We start from the raw sequence: 13,991 nt of genomic DNA, 5'->3' as shown, positions 1-13,991 counted from the left end.
GCGAAGAGAGCCGAGGTCGTTCCCCATGTCCCTGCGTCGTGTCCTCGTCGGCCTGGCCGTCGTGCCCGCGCTGCTGACGCCCGCCGTCGCGCACGCGTCCCCGGGCGGCGCGCCTCGCCCGGTGCTCCCCCAGAAGACCCATTTCGACCTCCAGGCCCATCGCGGCGGGCTCGGGCTCACCACCGAGGAGTCGCTGGAAGGGTTCGCCAAGGCGCTGCGGCTCGGTGTCAGCACCCTGGAGCTGGACACCCACGTCACCAAGGACGAGAAGGTCGTCGTCAACCACGACCGGCAGATCAGCGGCACCAAGTGCCGCGACACCGGCCCGGTCGCGCCGGGCGACCCGATGTACCCCTACGTCGGCAAGTACATCAAGGACCTCACGCTCGCCCAGATCAAGACGCTGGACTGCGGCTACCAGCAGTTGCCCGGGTTCCCCGAGCAGGAGGTCGTGCGCGGGTTCCGGATGGCCGAGCTGAAGGACGTCCTGAACCTCGTCAAGTCCTACCGCGCCAGGCAGGTCGCGCTGAACATCGAGACCAAGGTCGAGGCGGGCGCGCCCGAGCAGACCGCGCCGCGCGAGCTGTTCATCCGCCGCGTGTTCGAGGAGATCCACGCCTCGGGCATCGAGGACCAGGTCACGATCCAGTCGTTCGACTGGGGCGCGCTGAAGGTCATGCACCGGCTCGCGCCGTCCTGGCCGCTGGTGGCGCTGACGAACTACGACTTCTTGCAGGTCGGCAAGCCGGGGGCGTCGCCGTGGCTCGGCGGGATCGACGCCGACGACTTCGGCGGCGACTTCGTGAAGGCCGCCGCGTCCGTCCCCGGCGTCCGGGCGCTGTCGCCGGTCTACGGCTTCCCGCAGAGCGGAAAGGTCGGCGACCCGGGCTTCCGCTTCTACGTCAGCCCCGCGATGGTCGCGGAGGCGCACGCGCGGCGGCTCACGGTCGTCCCGTGGACGTGCGACGACCCGGCGACCGTCGAGGCCCTGATCGACATGGGCGTCGACGGGATCATCACCGACTACCCGGACCGCGTCCGCAAGATCATGGCCGAACGCGGCATGCGCCTCCCGAAGTCCTACGCCCGCCCCTGACCCGTCCGCCCCGGGCGCCCTCCACCGCGCCCGGGACCCCCGCGCCCGGCGCTCGGCGCCGCGAGAGAGCGCGCAGGGGGCGCGCGACCAGCTCACCGCGCGAGCACGCAGCGCAGCCCTCGCCCGGCGCTCGGCGCCGCGCGCCGCGCAGGGGAAGCCGGCTCACCGGGCTCGGGCCGCGCGGGCGCGGTGCTCGCCCGGGGGGCCGGACCGTCCGTCGCGCGGGTGCGCGCCGCCGCGCGACGGGGCGCGCGGCGGCGCCAGCCGGGCGGCGACGCCGTTCACCGTCTGGCCCATCGCGATGTAGCGGGCGAGCCCGGTCCGCGTCATCATCACCCAGCAGATGCGGGGCGGGTGCGCGATGCCGAGATCGCCGCCGCCGTCCCGCAGGGCCTTCCACAGGCGCACCACCGCCCCGATGCCGGACGAGTCGAGGAAGCCGACCTCCTCGAAGTCCAGGACGACCCGCGTCGGCCGGTCCGCCGTCCCGGCCAGCCGGAAGTACTCCTCCACCATCTCGTGCGCGTTGCCGAAATCCAGATCGCCGGACACGTACGCCACGGTGCAGCCGCTGGAATGACCTGTGTCCAGCCGCACCCGGACGTCCCGTCGCATGGGTCCACCCCCGTCGCCTCCGAAGGAACAGGGCTGTACCCCGAGGCCACAGGGTCATTCCGATCGCGCACATTCCGCCGACGACCTGGGACGATGCGGAAACGGCTATGAATGGCGGACGTGTATCGGTATTGGACACCGTCGCCGACGTTCTGCTGTTGTCGTCCCATGCAGCGATCACTTCGCCGGCGCGCGCTCCTCGCCTCGTCCGTCCTCGCCGCGTCCGTCGCCCTCGGCGCGGCGGGATGCGACGGGTCGTCGGCGCCGGCCGTCCCGCGAGCGGCGACCACCGACGCCGTCCCGTCCGTCACCGGACGCATCGACGCCCTCGAACGCTCCTACGCGGGCCGCATCGGCGCGTTCGCCGTCGACACCGGCAACGGCCGGACCGTCGCGCACCGCGCGGACGAACGGTTCGCCTTCGCGTCCACCTTCAAGGCCGCGCTGGCCGCGGCGGTCCTCCACAAGGCGCGCGTGAGCGACCCCGGCCTCCTCCACCGCCGCCTCCACTGGACGGCGGACGACCTGCTCCCCAACTCCCCCGTCACCGAGAAGCACATCACCGACGGCCTCACTGCCGCCGAGCTGTGCCGCGCGGCCATCACCCGGAGCGACAACACGGCGGCGAACGTTCTGCTGAAGCAGGTGGGCGGCCCGGCGGGCGTGACGCGTTACCTGCGCTCCCTCGGCGACTCCGTCTCCCGCCTGGACCACAACGAGCCCGCCCTCAACCAATGGAAACCGGGCCAGCGTCAGGACACCGTCACCCCCGCCGCGATCGGACGCGACCTCGCCTCCGTCACCGTGGGCCGCGCCCTCGCCGCCCCCGATCGGGCGCAGCTCAATGTCTGGCTGCGCGCCACGGTCACCGGCGACGCCCGGATCCGCGCCAGCGTCCCCGGGAACTGGCTCGTCGGCGACAAGACCGGCACCGGCTCGACGTACGGAACGGCCAACGACATAGCCGTCGTCACGCCCCCCGGCCACGCTCCTTTGATCATCGCCATCTACACCAACCGCAACGACCCGAAAGGCGACGCCGACGAGTCCGTCATAGCCCGCACCACGACCCTCCTCATCGAAGGATTGGGCCTCGCCCCCGGCCACCGGCCCTGAAGCCCGCGCGGGCTTCAGGGTCAGTCGAACCAGTCGGGGTCGCCGGACTCGATGAGCGTCCTCAGTTCCGCGCGGTCGTGCCAGGCGGTGCGCATCAGGGCGCCGAGGGCTTTGAGGGCGTCGGGATCCTCGCCGTAGGCCACGAAGGTTCCGGCCTCGGGGTCGAGCCCGAACCGGCCTTCCAGTTCCGGTGCGCGGGTGCTCACCGCCGAGCGCGCCACGCCCGCCCAGCCGTATCCGTTGCCGTACTGGCCGCATTCCTCGAAGACGTCCTCCAAGTCGACCATGTGCTGGTCGCCGAGCATGAGGCAGAAGTGGCCCGGCTTGTGGTCGTACTCGAAGAAGATGAGCGGCGCGAAGGTGGTCCGGTCGGTCATGCGGCGAACCTAGCGGGCGCCCCGGACATTCGGGGGCAGTCCGCTTCTCCTGGATCGGACCCTGGTAGATCGGTTGCGGGACGCATTGGATGGGTCCGATACGCGTCCCGTGAGCGGCAGGAGGATGGGCGTGGGGGAAATGACCGGCCGAAGCGACGACGGCACGACGTCCGATCGCGCGGCGGAGGCGGCGGGACGGTTCGCGCGGCGGGCATGGGCCGATCTCGGCGGCGATCCGGCGCTGCTGGAACTGATCACGTCGCCGGGGGACGCGGTTCCGCTGCCGTCCGCGCTGCCGGTCGGTGAACTGGCGGCCGACGGTGTGGGGGTCGCGTCGCTGGCGGCCGACGTCGTCCGGGCGCGGCGGTTCGGCGGCGAGGTCGCCCCGGTGCTCCTCACGGCCGACCGAATCGCCGCGTCGTACCAGAGCGAGCGGCTGTTCCGGCTGGACGGACGTCCCGGCGAGGCGTGGGCGGCGCTCTCCGGCTTCTGGCGCGCGGACGACGGCTGGATCCGCACCCACGGCAACTACCCGCACCACGCCCGGCGGCTGCGGTCGTTGCTCGGCCTCGCCGCCGGTGTCCGGCCCGCCGAGTTCCGCGCCGCCGTGGCCCGCCACAACGCCGCCGACCTGGAGGAACGCGCGGTGGCGGCGGGCGCGGTCGTCGCGGCCGTCCGGACGCCCGAGCAGTGGCGGGATCATCCGCAGGCGGCGGCGCTGGCCGCGCGGCCCCTCGTCGAGACGGCCGAGATCGGCCCGGCCGACCCGCGTCCCTGGCCTGCGGTGCGCGCCGCGGACCTGCCGCTCTCCGGGGTGCGCGTCCTCGACCTCACGCGCGTCATCGCCGGCCCGGTCGCCACGCGGGACCTCGCGTTCGCGGGCGCGGACGTGCTGCGCGTCGACCCGCCGCAGCATCCCGAGATCGCGTGGCTGCACCTGGACACCGGGCAGGGCAAGCGCTCGACCACGCTGGATCTGCGCGACGGCGGCGACCATGCCGTCCTGCACGGCCTGCTCGCGGACGCGGACGTCGTCGTCACCGGCTACCGGCCCGGCGCGCTGGACCGGTTCGGGCTGGCCCCGGACGCGCTCGCGCGGCGGCACCCCGGACTGGTGATCGCGCAGGTCAGCGCATGGGGCGCGACGGGGCCGTGGAGCGGACGGCGCGGGTTCGACAGCATCGTCCAGGCCGCCACGGGCATCGCGACCGCCGAGAGCCCGGACGGCGCGACGCCGGGGGCGCTGCCCGCGCAGGCCCTCGACCACACGTCCGGCCACCTGCTGGCCGCCGCGATCATGACGGCGCTCGTCCGGCAGCGCACGAGCGGCGGCACCCCGCTGGTGTCCGTCGCGCTCGCTCGCGTCGGTCACGAACTCCTCGCCACCGACGGCTCCACACAAGCGGAACGGAATCCGAACCTTCCGACCGTGACTGTGGACGGCGAGGCGGGACGCATCACGTGCGCCCCGCCTGTCCTGGCATTCGAGGGCGCCCCCGCCCACTACGCCTGGGTCGGACGTCCATGGGGCGCCGACGTTCCGCAATGGATACCCCGCGCCTGACCACTGCATCGGCGCCCTCGTCCACCGGACGGATTTTTTGTCACCCAAGTGCCTTGTGGGCATATCGGCAGGCCGTTAGCGTCCAGGTTCCGCCGCTGACGTGAAGTCAATTCGCTTTCCCGCCCCCCAGGGAGCCCTCCCATGCTTCGCCGTCCCCTCCCCGTGGCCGTGATCGCGGCCCTCACCCTCGGTCTCGCGGGCACGTCCGCGACCGCGCAGGCCCCGAGCCCGACGCCGACCGTGTCCGCCCCGTCGGGCCTGGACTCGCTGCAACTGCCGAATTTCGACCGGCTCGACCCGTCCCCGAATCCCGTGAAGCTGACCGAGGCGCCCCGCGACCTCAACGTCACCTACAGCTATAACGGCCAGAACCACACGCTGCAGGACTTCTTGAACCGGGACGCGCAGGGTCTCGTCGTCCTGGACGGCGACAAGATCGTCAAGGAATGGTACGCGGCCGGATACAACAAGGACTCGCTGTTCCAGTCCTGGTCGATGGCCAAGTCCTACACGTCCGTGGCGATCGGCATCGCGATCGGCGAGGGCAAAATCGCCTCGATCGACGACACCGTCGGGAAGTACATCCCCGAGCTGGCCAAAACCGCCTACGGCGACATCACGATCCGGAATTTGCTGCGCATGGCGTCCGGCATCGAATGGACGGAGGCCATCGACGACATCCCGATGCACGTCCTCGCCAGCCTCGGCCTCACCACCACCCTCGACTGGGCCAAGGGACGCAAGAAGGCCGTGCCGCAGGGCACCCAGTTCAATTACACGAGCATGAACACCGCCGTTCTCGCGCTCATCCTCGCGCGCGCGACCGGCACGCCGTACTACAAGTACGTCCAGCAGAAGCTGTGGGACCCGGCCGGAATGGCGTCCACGGCCTTCATCGGCAACGACTCGCACGGCAACGCGCTCGGCTACTGCTGCTACTACGCCCGGGACCGCGATTTCGCCCGCTTCGGCAAGCTCATGCTGGACGACGGCAAGGTCGACGGCCGCCAGGTCGTCCCGCACGACTGGGTGACGCTGTCCACGGCCCCGGCGGGCAACGTCCCCCAGTACGGGCTGAGCTGGTGGATCGACGGGCCTGACGCCTTCTACGCGTCCGGGCTCGCCGGCCAGAACATCTACGTCGACCGCAAGAACCGCGTCGTGATCGTGAAGAGCACGCTCCTCGCGATCGACGAGGGCGAGGCCATGCCCGCCTACCGGGCCATCGCCGCGGAGGTCGCCCGCACCCGCTGACCTCGTGTTTTTCCCCGTCGGCCCGCCGGGTAGGGCGCGTGGACCAGGATGCGAAGGAGAAGCCACATGGTCCGCAAGAAGATGGAGGGCGACGAGGCGCAGCGCCGCAAGGCCGGCCGCGCCGCCCGTGCGGCGGGCTCCGCGCCGAGCGCCCGGAGCGCCACGACCGGCTCGTCCAAGCAGACGCACTCGCTGCCCGAACACGCGCCGCACCACCACGTCGAGCGGCTGGAGGACGTCCACCGGGGCAAGAACCCGGACATGTCCCCCAAGCCCCGGCCGGGGTACGGCGTGTCCGCGTCCAAGCGGCACCGGAGCTGACAGGGAATCGGGGATATCGCTATGCAGCACGACAAACTGATCGGACAGGTGCAGGCCCGCGCCCGGCTCGCCAGCCGGGGCGAGGCGGAGACCGCGTGCCGGGCCACGCTGGAGACGCTGGGCGAGCGCGTGCCCGAGGGCGTCGCCGACCATCTGGCCGCGCAGCTCCCCCGGGAGATCGGGGAGAACCTGCGCCGCACCGAGGTGTTCGGCGGCGCCGGGACGGGCGAGCGCTTCGACCGGCACGACTTCGTGGAACGCGTCGCCCAGCGCGCCCATGTGGACGAGCCGCGTGCCGCCTACCTGGCGCGCGTTGTCTTCGAGACGGTCGGCGAGGCCACGCAGGGCGGCGTGATGGACAAGGTCGCCGCGGCCGTGCCCGACGACATCCGGCAGTTGATCACCGCGGGCAGCACCGGCTGACCCGTCGTCCGCGCAGGCCCCGGTCCGGTTGCGGCCGGGGCCTTTGCGCTGGTCAGAGCGGGTCCACCCAGAGCCGGGGCGCGGCGCCGGAGCGCAGCCGGCGCAGGAACGTGACGATCCCGGACGTGCCGGTGGACCAGTCCGCGCTCCCGGGGAGCACCGGGGCGTCCGGCGTGCCGCCCGCGCGGGCGAGGACGAGATCGGCGACGCGGTCGGCCTGCCGCCGGTGCTCCTCCTCGCCCGTCGCCGCCCACAGGTCGAGGAACAGTTCGCCGACGCCCGCGAGGCCGCAGCACTGCGTCACCGCCGGCAGGTTCGGCGCCAGGCGCTCGCACGCGGCGGCGGCCGCGCGGGCGGCGTCGAGGTAGGCGTCCCCCGCGCGGACGAGGACGGCGCCGACGCCCGCGAGACCCTGGCAGAACGACGCGTCCGCCAAGGCCGGGACGCTCGCGGCGAGTTCGTCGCAGCCCTTGCGCACGGCGGGCTCGACCGTCCCGACCGTCAGGAGGAATCGGACGATCCCGGCCAGACCGTGCGCGTAGCCGAGGCCGTCGGGGCGCGGCGCCCGCGCCAGCCGTTCGGCGCACCGGACGGCGAGGTCGCGCCGCGACGGATCTCCCGTGATCTCCCAGAGCAGCCACTGGCCGAGGCCGACGCCCGCGAGCCCGTCGTGCTGGCCGTCGCCGGTGTGCGCTCCGTCCGGACGGCCCAGACCGTCCGCCAGCGCGAGCAGCGCGTCGTCGCCGAGCACCTTTCCGGCCGCCGCGACGAACACCGCCGTGCCGGTGTCGCCGGTGTAGAGGCCGGGCCTGCGGTCGCGCAGCGCGAGGAACCCGGCGCTCCAATAGGCCAGGTCACGGGCCAGATCCGCGGTCTCGGCGCGGTCGTCGTGCTGGAGCAGTTCCATCCCGATGCCCGCCGCGCCCCGGTGGACGTTGACGGGCCCGGGGACGCGTCCGTCCCCGAACCGGCCCGCCATGAGGCGGCGCGCGTGCCGGGCCGCCGCCGCGAGGCCGTGCTCGATCGCCGCGTCCAGGCGCCGCGCCCGCTCGTCCGGATGCTGGACGGGCGCGGGCGCGGTGGTGAACCGGCCCGCGCGGAGCTGCGCCGCCGCCGCGCGCCGGTCGGCCGGGTCGGGGCTGAGCAGGCCGAGGATCGTGCCGCCCATGCCGCCGCGCCCGTCCAGGACCTCCGCCGCGCGGGCCGTGTCGTGGTTGTGCGGATCGTCCGGGATCCAGGTCGGCGGCACTCCCGTCACGGCATAGAACAGGGTGGCGCCCAGGGAGTAGTAGTCGCACTCACGGGTCGGTTTTTCGGCGCGCTCCTGGGCCGGGGAGCTGTAGCCGCGCGTCCACGCCTCGATCGGCGGGTCGTCGGCGCGGCCGATCTCGAAGTCGACCAGCGCGGGGCTGTGTTCCGCGTCGAGGATGACGTTGGCGGGGTGGACGTCGCGCGCGATGACGCCCCGGCCGTGGATCGCGTCGAGCAGCGCCAGCAGCCGGACGGCGAGTTCATGCAGGTCACGGCCGCCTTGCGGGTCCGCCGCCGTGTACCGGGCGCCCGCCGCGACGTCGGCCGCGAGCGTCCGGCCGCCGAGGTCGGTGACGACCAGGTACTCGCGCTCGTCGTGGCGGAAGTGGTCCAGGACGCGCGGGACACCCTCGACGTCGCGCAGCAGTTCCAGCACGTAGCGCTCGTTGCGCAGGCGTGCGCGGGCGTCGCGGCCCTGTTCGTCCTCATCGACGTGGGGACGCGCCTCCTTGACGATCGCGGTGGTCTCGCGGGCCAGGTCGAACGTCCGGTAGACGCGGCCCTTGGGGCTCCGGGTGAGGGCGCGTTCGACCCGGTACCGGCCGCCGAGCACGATCTCCTCGCCCTGCGGCGCGCGCGGTTGCGGGACGTCGGTGAACGGGTCGGGGTCCCAGTGCGGTTGCCAGGCTCCGCCGGGCACATGGGTCACACCGGACGGATCGGTGACTACCGGGACGTAGTCGCCGTCTTCGGCCGGTGCGTAGGCGGCCCGGAACGGGGCGAACCGATAGTAGACGGGCGCGTCCGGGTGGACGCGGCGGGCGGCGGCGACCTGCGGGCCGGTGAGGCCGGCGAGGGCTTCGGCCAGGCCGCGGGCCAGCGCGACGACGTCCGGGCGCGCGGCGGCGACCGTGATCGCCGTGCCGATCGCGTCCGGACGGCCCGTCGAGGAGTTGAGGTGCTGGAGCGTCCGGCCGTCCCGGACGAGCGTGAAGCGGCAGGGCGTGTCCAGCAGCGCGGGGAGCACACGCCTGACCGTCTCGGCCAGAGTCGCGGGACGCGCGGACACGTGAATCTGCCAACCCTGCGCGGGGAGGCGGAACGCCGGGTCGTCCACCTCGATCCGCGCGCCCCGCACGGCGACGGACCGGCCCGCGCGCGCCGTCCGCTCGGCGAGCAGGGCGCGCAGGTCGTCCTCGTCGGGGAGGGCCTCGGTGCGCACGGCCGCGCTCCTACGCCGCCGCCCGGCGACAGATCGCGCAGCCGCCGGACGGGAACTCCGGCGCCTCGTCCGGGACGTCGGCGAGCGCCTCGAAGGCGAGGGGGCCGGCGTCGCGGGGTTCGAGCAGAGCGATCACGATCGTCCTCCCGGGAATGTCGGTGGGTGGCCGTACGATCGCCGAAGGTAACCGTCCCGCTTCGGGGAGAAGCGGCGAACCCGCAAAGATCGCGGGTAAAAGAAGAAGGTGAGCGCGGGTGGGCCGACGCTCTCACCGACGCGCCCCCGACCGGCTCAGCGAGACGCCACGGCCCCGTCCGCCGCCGAACCACCCGACGCGGATCCAGCGGGTCCAGAACAGGTGAGCGGGGTGTTCACGGCCGGCACGCCGACGCGGATCCGATCGGTCCGAAACAGGCGGACGCGGGGGCGTCCACGGCCGGGGCACCGGGCGCGGGCGTGGCCATCGCGTGGTCGCGGCCCCAGGCGGAGAGCGGGGCCAGGGCCGCGTTCAGCGCGACGCCGGCCGGCGTCAGCGAGTACTCGACGCGCGGCGGCACCTCGTCGTGCACCTCCCGGTGGACGATGCCGTCGTTCTCCAGTTCCCGCAGGTGGGACGCGAGCACCTTCTCCGTCACGCCCGGGACGAGACGGCGCAGCTCGCCGAAGCGGCGCGTCCCGTCGTGGAGCGCCCAGAGGATGAGCACCTTCCACTTGCCGCCGATCACGGTCATCGCCGCGTCGATCCCGCAGACATGGGCGCCGGGTCTCGCCGCCATGCGCACCGCCTCCCACCTCGTCGCTCACCCCGGGGTGCGCACGCACCTCGAAGTGCGTACTTGAGCGCTCCCGGGGCGGTCCCGCACGCTCACCATCATGACCGACATCCGTCACTCCCTCACCCTGCTCGGACTCGGCGCGATGGGGACCGCGCTCGCCCGCACCTGGCTCGCCGCCGGCCACCTCCTGACGGTGTGGAACCGCACGTCCGAACGCGCCGAACCCCTCGCCGCCGCGGGCGCGGTCGTCGCGCCGTCCGCCGCCGCGGCGGTCGCGGCGAACCGTCTGGTCGTGGTGTGCCTGCTGGACGACGCGTCCGTCGGCGCGGCACTGTCCGGCGCCGACCTGGCCGGCCGCGACATCGTCAACCTCACCACGAGCACCCCAGCCCAGGCCCGCGCCCGCGCCGCGTGGGCCGCCGAGCGCGGCGCGCGGTTCCTGGACGGCGGGATCATGGCCGTCCCGCCGATGATCGGCGTGCCCGGCTCCGGCGCGTACGTCTTCTACAGCGGGCCACAGGACGCGTTCGCGGCGCATCGGGAGGTGCTGGCCGTCCCGGCGGGCACGACGTACGTCGGGGACGACCCGGGCTTCGCCGCGCTGCACGACGTGGCGCTGCTGAGCGGTATGTACGGGATGTTCGCCGGGGTGGCGCACGCGTTCGCGCTAATCCGCCGGGAGAAGATCGCCGCGCGGTCGTTCGCGCCGCTGCTCAGCGGATGGCTGACCGCGATGGCCGCGTCCGTCGCCCAGACCGCCGAGCATCTCGACGCGGGCGACTACACACGCGACGTCGTCTCCAACCTCGCGATGCAGGTCGCGGGCGCCCCGACCCTGCTGAGCACGGCCGAGGAACAGGGCGTGAGCCCGGAACTCATCACGCCCTACCTGAAGCTGATGGAACGCCGTCTGGCGGACGGCCACGGCGACGAGGACACGACCGGCGTCATCGACCTCCTGCTCCGCTGACGGGCGAGCGCGGCCGGGCCACCGGCCGCGCTTTTCCGGCCGCCGCTAATGGCTTTTTCGGCTGATCCCGTTGCGAAAAAGGAATGCGGCGGACTCCCGGAATTTCTGGATGATCTCCGTGCCGAACGTATCCTGAACGCGTCAGCTCCCCGCCAACGGACGACGTCGCGCTACGGGGGACAGGTGGCCGGAAAAATCGACGTGACCGGCGGCCGGGAGCCGGACGATCAGCCCCGCACGCACGAGATCCGGGCGTCGGGCAACGTCGTCGCCCTCATCGGCGATTACGGCCGCCAAGTCATCAGGCTCGCCATCAAAGTGCCCAAGACCGTGTGGGCGCTGGTCGTGATCCTGCTGACCGCCGTCCTCATCGTCGGCGGCGGCTGGCTCTACTTCGACTGGTTCGCGCCCGCGTTCGCCCCCAATTACCGGACGCAGTTCCTCATCGACAGTTCGGCGGCAACGGAACCGGGCGGGCTCGCGGCCGTCACCGCGTCCCTGCGGACGACCGTCGAGAACTCCGGCGACAAGGACGCGCTGTCGCTGCGCAGTTTCGGCGGCGAATGCGGGACGCCCGGCAACACCACCCGGCTCGTGGACTTCGGCGTCGGCAACCAGAACAAGATCAACGCCGCCGCCGCGCGCATGCGGCCGGGCACGCGGCCGACGCTCGTGCGCGGGATCGTCCAGGCCGTCGAGGACTTCTCCCAGCCGCTCGCGCAGAAGGCCCGCCAGGTCAATCGCATCATCGTCGTGACGCAGCACGGCACCGACGCCTGCGACAGCGACCTCGCCTATGTCGAGAAGGAGATCCAGGAGCGGGTGCACGCGGCCGGGCTCTCCCTCGACTTCCGGATCGTCGGCTACCAGGTGCCGAAGGCCCAGCGTCAGACCCTGGACCAGATCTCCACGGCCGCCAAGGCGCCCGCTCCCCGCTACGTGCAGAACGCGGCCGAACTGAACAACGCGCTGAACTGGTTCGCGAACGTCGAACCCGTCCTGCGGGGCGCGGGGCAGATGATCGGCATTCTCAATCCGACGGTGAAGCAGGTGAACGACGCCGCCGCCGCGACCGTCGACGGACGTCTCGACGTCGCCGAGAACACCCTTGACCGGGCGAAGAAGGCGCTCGGCGCGAGCGACGCGCAGTTCCGCGACCTGCGCGACCGGGCCAAGGGCGCGCGTTTCCAGGACGTCTACGCGCGGGCACGGCGGCTGCGCGAACAGCAGCGGCAGGTCGTCGCGGCGGCCACGGCCCTGCTCAAGGCCGCGCAGGAGAAAAGGCCGCTCGATCCGCTGCTCGGCGCCCTGAAACAGGCCGCCGGCACCTACAACGCCGAGGTGAACGCCATGAACCGGGTCCTGCGGGAACTGCGCGCCGAACTGACGAGAAAGCCGTGACGGCGAGACGGTGGCGCGTCGCGGCGGCGGTCGCCGTGGTGGTCGCGCTCGTCGTCGGCGTCGCGGTGTTCCTCGTGCTGCGTTCCGTCCCCGATTACCGGACCGCCTTTCTCGTGGACACCTCCGCGCCGCCGCCGGGCGGCGCTTTCGGCCCGATCGCCGACGCCGTCGGCTCCGCAGCGCAGAACGCCGCTGACGACGACGCGCTCTCCCTCCGCCGTTTCGGCGGGACGTGCGGCAACCGGCACAACACGGCTCGGCTCGTCGGATCCGGGCGCGGGAACGGGCAAAAGGTCGGCCGGGCGGCGCACGCGCTCACCGCGTCCGGCCGCAGCACGCTGGAGAGCGGAATCCTCGCCGCGATCGGCGACTTCTCCGGCCGTTATCCGTTCCGCGGGCACCGGCTCAACCGGATCGTCGTGGTGACGTCGCACGGCACCGACGCGTGCACGTCCGACCAGGCCGCCGTCCAGAAAAGGATCCGGGCGAAGGCCGCGAAGTCCGGCGTCGATCTCGATTTCCGCTTCGTCGGCTACCAGGTGCCCGCCGGGGAGCAGGAGCAGATGACCCGGACGGCGGCGGCCAGTGGCGCGCCGCGCCCCCATTTCGCCACGACGCGAACGGATCTCGTGGCCACGCTGAAGAAGTTCACCGTGCCGGAGTCGCCGGACGCGGCGCCTGTCTCGGTCCCGGCGACGGCGCCGCTCCCCGACGGGCGGCACACCGGCTATATCCGCCGCATCGACGCGACGTCGGGCGTCATCACCGTCGACCCGTTCGAGCAATTCACCGGTCCGGCGGCGCAACAGGCGGCGCGCGAGGACGGCACCTCCTGGGACAGCGCCGACGCGTACCGACGCAACAAGGACATGAAGACGGTCCAGCTCCATGTCGCGCCCGGCGCCGTCATCATGCTCAACCAGCTCGTCGGAAACGTCATCGTCCCCGGGAACGTCCGGACGCCGGTACGAGTCCCATTGACGAGGCTGGAGAGCCTTTACGCCGGCGGCCGGGACCGCATCGCCCAGTCGACGGGATACGCGATCACGATGTCCGGCGGGCAGGTCACCCGCCTCGACCAGATCTTCCATTCCTGAAACGGAGACCACATGGACCCCGTGACCATCATCGTCGCCGCGCTGACGGCCGGCGCGACCGCCGGGCTCAAGGACACCGCCGCGAGCGCGGTCACCGACTCCTACGCCAAGCTGAAAGACCTGGTCGGCGTCCGGTTGTCCGGCGCGAAGACGGGCGAGATCGTGCTCTCCGAACACGAGTCCGACCCCGGCACCTGGGCGGTGCCGCTCACCAAGGTCCTCCTGGAGAGCGGCGCGGACACCGATCCGGCCGTCCTGGACGCCGCCCGGCACCTGCTGGCCCTCGTCGGCGAGGACGCGGCGCCGGGCGTCAAGTACAAGGTGGACGTGTCCGGCGCCCGGGTCGTCTACGTCGGTGATCATGGCCATCAGGACATCCGGCTGCCGGCCGAGGAGTCCTGAGCACGGACGGACCCGCGCGCACCATCCGGGCAGCCCCCCGAAAGCCAGAAACCGGGGCGAAGAACTTTAAACGGATCTCGCCGTCCCGTCTCGTCCGCGCCGGGCG

At 72.7% G+C, this 13,991-nt stretch carries 15 protein-coding genes; 10 read left to right on the top strand and 5 right to left on the bottom strand.

The genetic code is table 11. The features are described 5' to 3' along the window. The first annotated feature begins 25 nt into the window (after positions 1 to 25). Positions 26 to 1,096 carry a glycerophosphodiester phosphodiesterase family protein gene (locus BTM25_RS07430; RefSeq protein ID WP_103561959.1) on the top strand — a complete coding sequence of 357 codons (1,071 nt, stop codon included), beginning with the start codon at positions 26 to 28 and terminating at the stop codon, positions 1,094 to 1,096. Between the two features lie 162 nt (positions 1,097 to 1,258). Here the strand turns inward: BTM25_RS07430 and BTM25_RS07425 are convergent, their stop codons facing one another. Next, complete coding sequence (locus tag BTM25_RS07425) at positions 1,259 to 1,711, bottom strand: STAS domain-containing protein (protein ID WP_103561958.1); 453 nt, start codon at positions 1,709 to 1,711, stop codon at positions 1,259 to 1,261. A 168-nt stretch (positions 1,712 to 1,879) separates the two neighbouring features. Here BTM25_RS07425 and bla point away from each other — a divergent pair, with 168 nt between their 5' ends. Further along, a complete protein-coding gene (bla, locus tag BTM25_RS07420) occupies positions 1,880 to 2,827 on the top strand; it encodes a class A beta-lactamase (protein WP_103561957.1) in 948 nt (315 codons plus the stop codon). A 20-nt stretch (positions 2,828 to 2,847) separates the two neighbouring features. Here the strand turns inward: bla and BTM25_RS07415 are convergent, their stop codons facing one another. After that, positions 2,848 to 3,204, bottom strand: coding sequence for an immunity 51 family protein (locus tag BTM25_RS07415; protein ID WP_103561956.1), 357 nt, complete (start codon positions 3,202 to 3,204; stop codon positions 2,848 to 2,850). Between the two features lie 139 nt (positions 3,205 to 3,343). On the opposite strand from BTM25_RS07415, the gene BTM25_RS07410 reads away from it, so the two are divergent. The 4 genes from BTM25_RS07410 to BTM25_RS07395 all read left to right on the top strand — a co-directional run bounded on the left by BTM25_RS07410 (position 3,344) and on the right by BTM25_RS07395 (position 6,766). Beyond that, on the top strand, positions 3,344 to 4,768 hold the full coding sequence (locus BTM25_RS07410; RefSeq protein ID WP_103561955.1) for a CoA transferase: 1,425 nt from the start codon (positions 3,344 to 3,346) through the stop codon (positions 4,766 to 4,768). Between the two features lie 141 nt (positions 4,769 to 4,909). Continuing rightward, positions 4,910 to 6,022 (top strand): serine hydrolase domain-containing protein, encoded by a 1,113-nt coding sequence (locus BTM25_RS07405; protein ID WP_103561954.1) that lies wholly within the window; start codon positions 4,910 to 4,912, stop codon positions 6,020 to 6,022. Between the two features lie 66 nt (positions 6,023 to 6,088). Beyond that, entirely contained in the window at positions 6,089 to 6,343 is a 255-nt protein-coding gene (locus BTM25_RS07400; protein ID WP_103561953.1) for a hypothetical protein, read from the top strand. A 21-nt stretch (positions 6,344 to 6,364) separates the two neighbouring features. Next, the gene (locus tag BTM25_RS07395; RefSeq protein ID WP_103561952.1) at positions 6,365 to 6,766 is read left to right on the top strand and encodes a DUF2267 domain-containing protein; all 402 of its coding nucleotides are present in this window, start codon (positions 6,365 to 6,367) and stop codon (positions 6,764 to 6,766) included. A 52-nt stretch (positions 6,767 to 6,818) separates the two neighbouring features. On the opposite strand, the gene BTM25_RS07390 is transcribed toward BTM25_RS07395, so the two are convergent. From BTM25_RS07390 to BTM25_RS07385, 3 genes are all read right to left on the bottom strand, one after another. Beyond that, the gene (locus BTM25_RS07390) at positions 6,819 to 9,239 is read right to left on the bottom strand and encodes a class III lanthionine synthetase LanKC N-terminal domain-containing protein (RefSeq protein WP_103561951.1); all 2,421 of its coding nucleotides are present in this window, start codon (positions 9,237 to 9,239) and stop codon (positions 6,819 to 6,821) included. A 10-nt stretch (positions 9,240 to 9,249) separates the two neighbouring features. After that, positions 9,250 to 9,375, bottom strand: a complete 126-nt coding sequence (locus tag BTM25_RS30660) for a hypothetical protein (RefSeq protein WP_268877641.1) — start codon at positions 9,373 to 9,375, stop codon at positions 9,250 to 9,252. 235 nt (positions 9,376 to 9,610) lie between these two features. Next, complete coding sequence (locus tag BTM25_RS07385; RefSeq protein WP_103561950.1) at positions 9,611 to 10,015, bottom strand: winged helix-turn-helix transcriptional regulator; 405 nt, start codon at positions 10,013 to 10,015, stop codon at positions 9,611 to 9,613. 97 nt (positions 10,016 to 10,112) lie between these two features. Between BTM25_RS07385 and BTM25_RS07380 the strand changes: the two genes are divergently transcribed. The 4 genes from BTM25_RS07380 (at position 10,113) to BTM25_RS07365 (ending at position 13,885) form a co-directional block, all read left to right on the top strand. Further along, positions 10,113 to 10,985, top strand: a complete 873-nt coding sequence (locus BTM25_RS07380; RefSeq protein WP_103561949.1) for an NAD(P)-dependent oxidoreductase — start codon at positions 10,113 to 10,115, stop codon at positions 10,983 to 10,985. 183 nt (positions 10,986 to 11,168) lie between these two features. After that, positions 11,169 to 12,386, top strand: coding sequence for a vWA domain-containing protein (locus BTM25_RS07375; protein WP_103561948.1), 1,218 nt, complete (start codon positions 11,169 to 11,171; stop codon positions 12,384 to 12,386). Further along, positions 12,383 to 13,483, top strand: a complete 1,101-nt coding sequence (locus BTM25_RS07370; RefSeq protein WP_103561947.1) for a hypothetical protein — start codon at positions 12,383 to 12,385, stop codon at positions 13,481 to 13,483. The genes BTM25_RS07375 and BTM25_RS07370 overlap by 4 nt, the downstream gene beginning before the upstream one ends. A 12-nt stretch (positions 13,484 to 13,495) precedes the next feature. Next, positions 13,496 to 13,885, top strand: coding sequence for a hypothetical protein (locus BTM25_RS07365; RefSeq protein ID WP_103561946.1), 390 nt, complete (start codon positions 13,496 to 13,498; stop codon positions 13,883 to 13,885). Positions 13,886 to 13,991 lie beyond the last annotated feature (106 nt).

The organism is Actinomadura rubteroloni (assembly GCF_002911665.1).
In the GTDB taxonomy this organism is placed as follows: Bacteria; Actinomycetota; Actinomycetes; order Streptosporangiales; family Streptosporangiaceae; genus Spirillospora; species Spirillospora rubteroloni.
The sequence above is the reverse complement of the archived record's forward strand: the minus strand, read 5'-3'. Positions and strand labels throughout refer to the sequence as shown.

What these genes read in the sequence shown, in the direction of transcription:
- BTM25_RS07380 (WP_103561949.1), top strand. Translation starts at nt 10,113, where the DNA reads ATGACCGACATCCGTCACTCCCTCACCCTGCTCGGACTCGGCGCGATG.
- BTM25_RS07425 (WP_103561958.1), bottom strand. Translation starts at nt 1,711, where the DNA reads ATGCGACGGGACGTCCGGGTGCGGCTGGACACAGGTCATTCCAGCGGC.
- bla (WP_103561957.1), top strand. Translation starts at nt 1,880, where the DNA reads ATGCAGCGATCACTTCGCCGGCGCGCGCTCCTCGCCTCGTCCGTCCTC.
- BTM25_RS07395 (WP_103561952.1), top strand. Translation starts at nt 6,365, where the DNA reads ATGCAGCACGACAAACTGATCGGACAGGTGCAGGCCCGCGCCCGGCTC.
- BTM25_RS07410 (WP_103561955.1), top strand. Translation starts at nt 3,344, where the DNA reads ATGACCGGCCGAAGCGACGACGGCACGACGTCCGATCGCGCGGCGGAG.
- BTM25_RS07430 (WP_103561959.1), top strand. Translation starts at nt 26, where the DNA reads ATGTCCCTGCGTCGTGTCCTCGTCGGCCTGGCCGTCGTGCCCGCGCTG.
- BTM25_RS07365 (WP_103561946.1), top strand. Translation starts at nt 13,496, where the DNA reads ATGGACCCCGTGACCATCATCGTCGCCGCGCTGACGGCCGGCGCGACC.
- BTM25_RS07400 (WP_103561953.1), top strand. Translation starts at nt 6,089, where the DNA reads ATGGTCCGCAAGAAGATGGAGGGCGACGAGGCGCAGCGCCGCAAGGCC.
- BTM25_RS07415 (WP_103561956.1), bottom strand. Translation starts at nt 3,204, where the DNA reads ATGACCGACCGGACCACCTTCGCGCCGCTCATCTTCTTCGAGTACGAC.
- BTM25_RS07385 (WP_103561950.1), bottom strand. Translation starts at nt 10,015, where the DNA reads ATGGCGGCGAGACCCGGCGCCCATGTCTGCGGGATCGACGCGGCGATG.
- BTM25_RS07405 (WP_103561954.1), top strand. Translation starts at nt 4,910, where the DNA reads ATGCTTCGCCGTCCCCTCCCCGTGGCCGTGATCGCGGCCCTCACCCTC.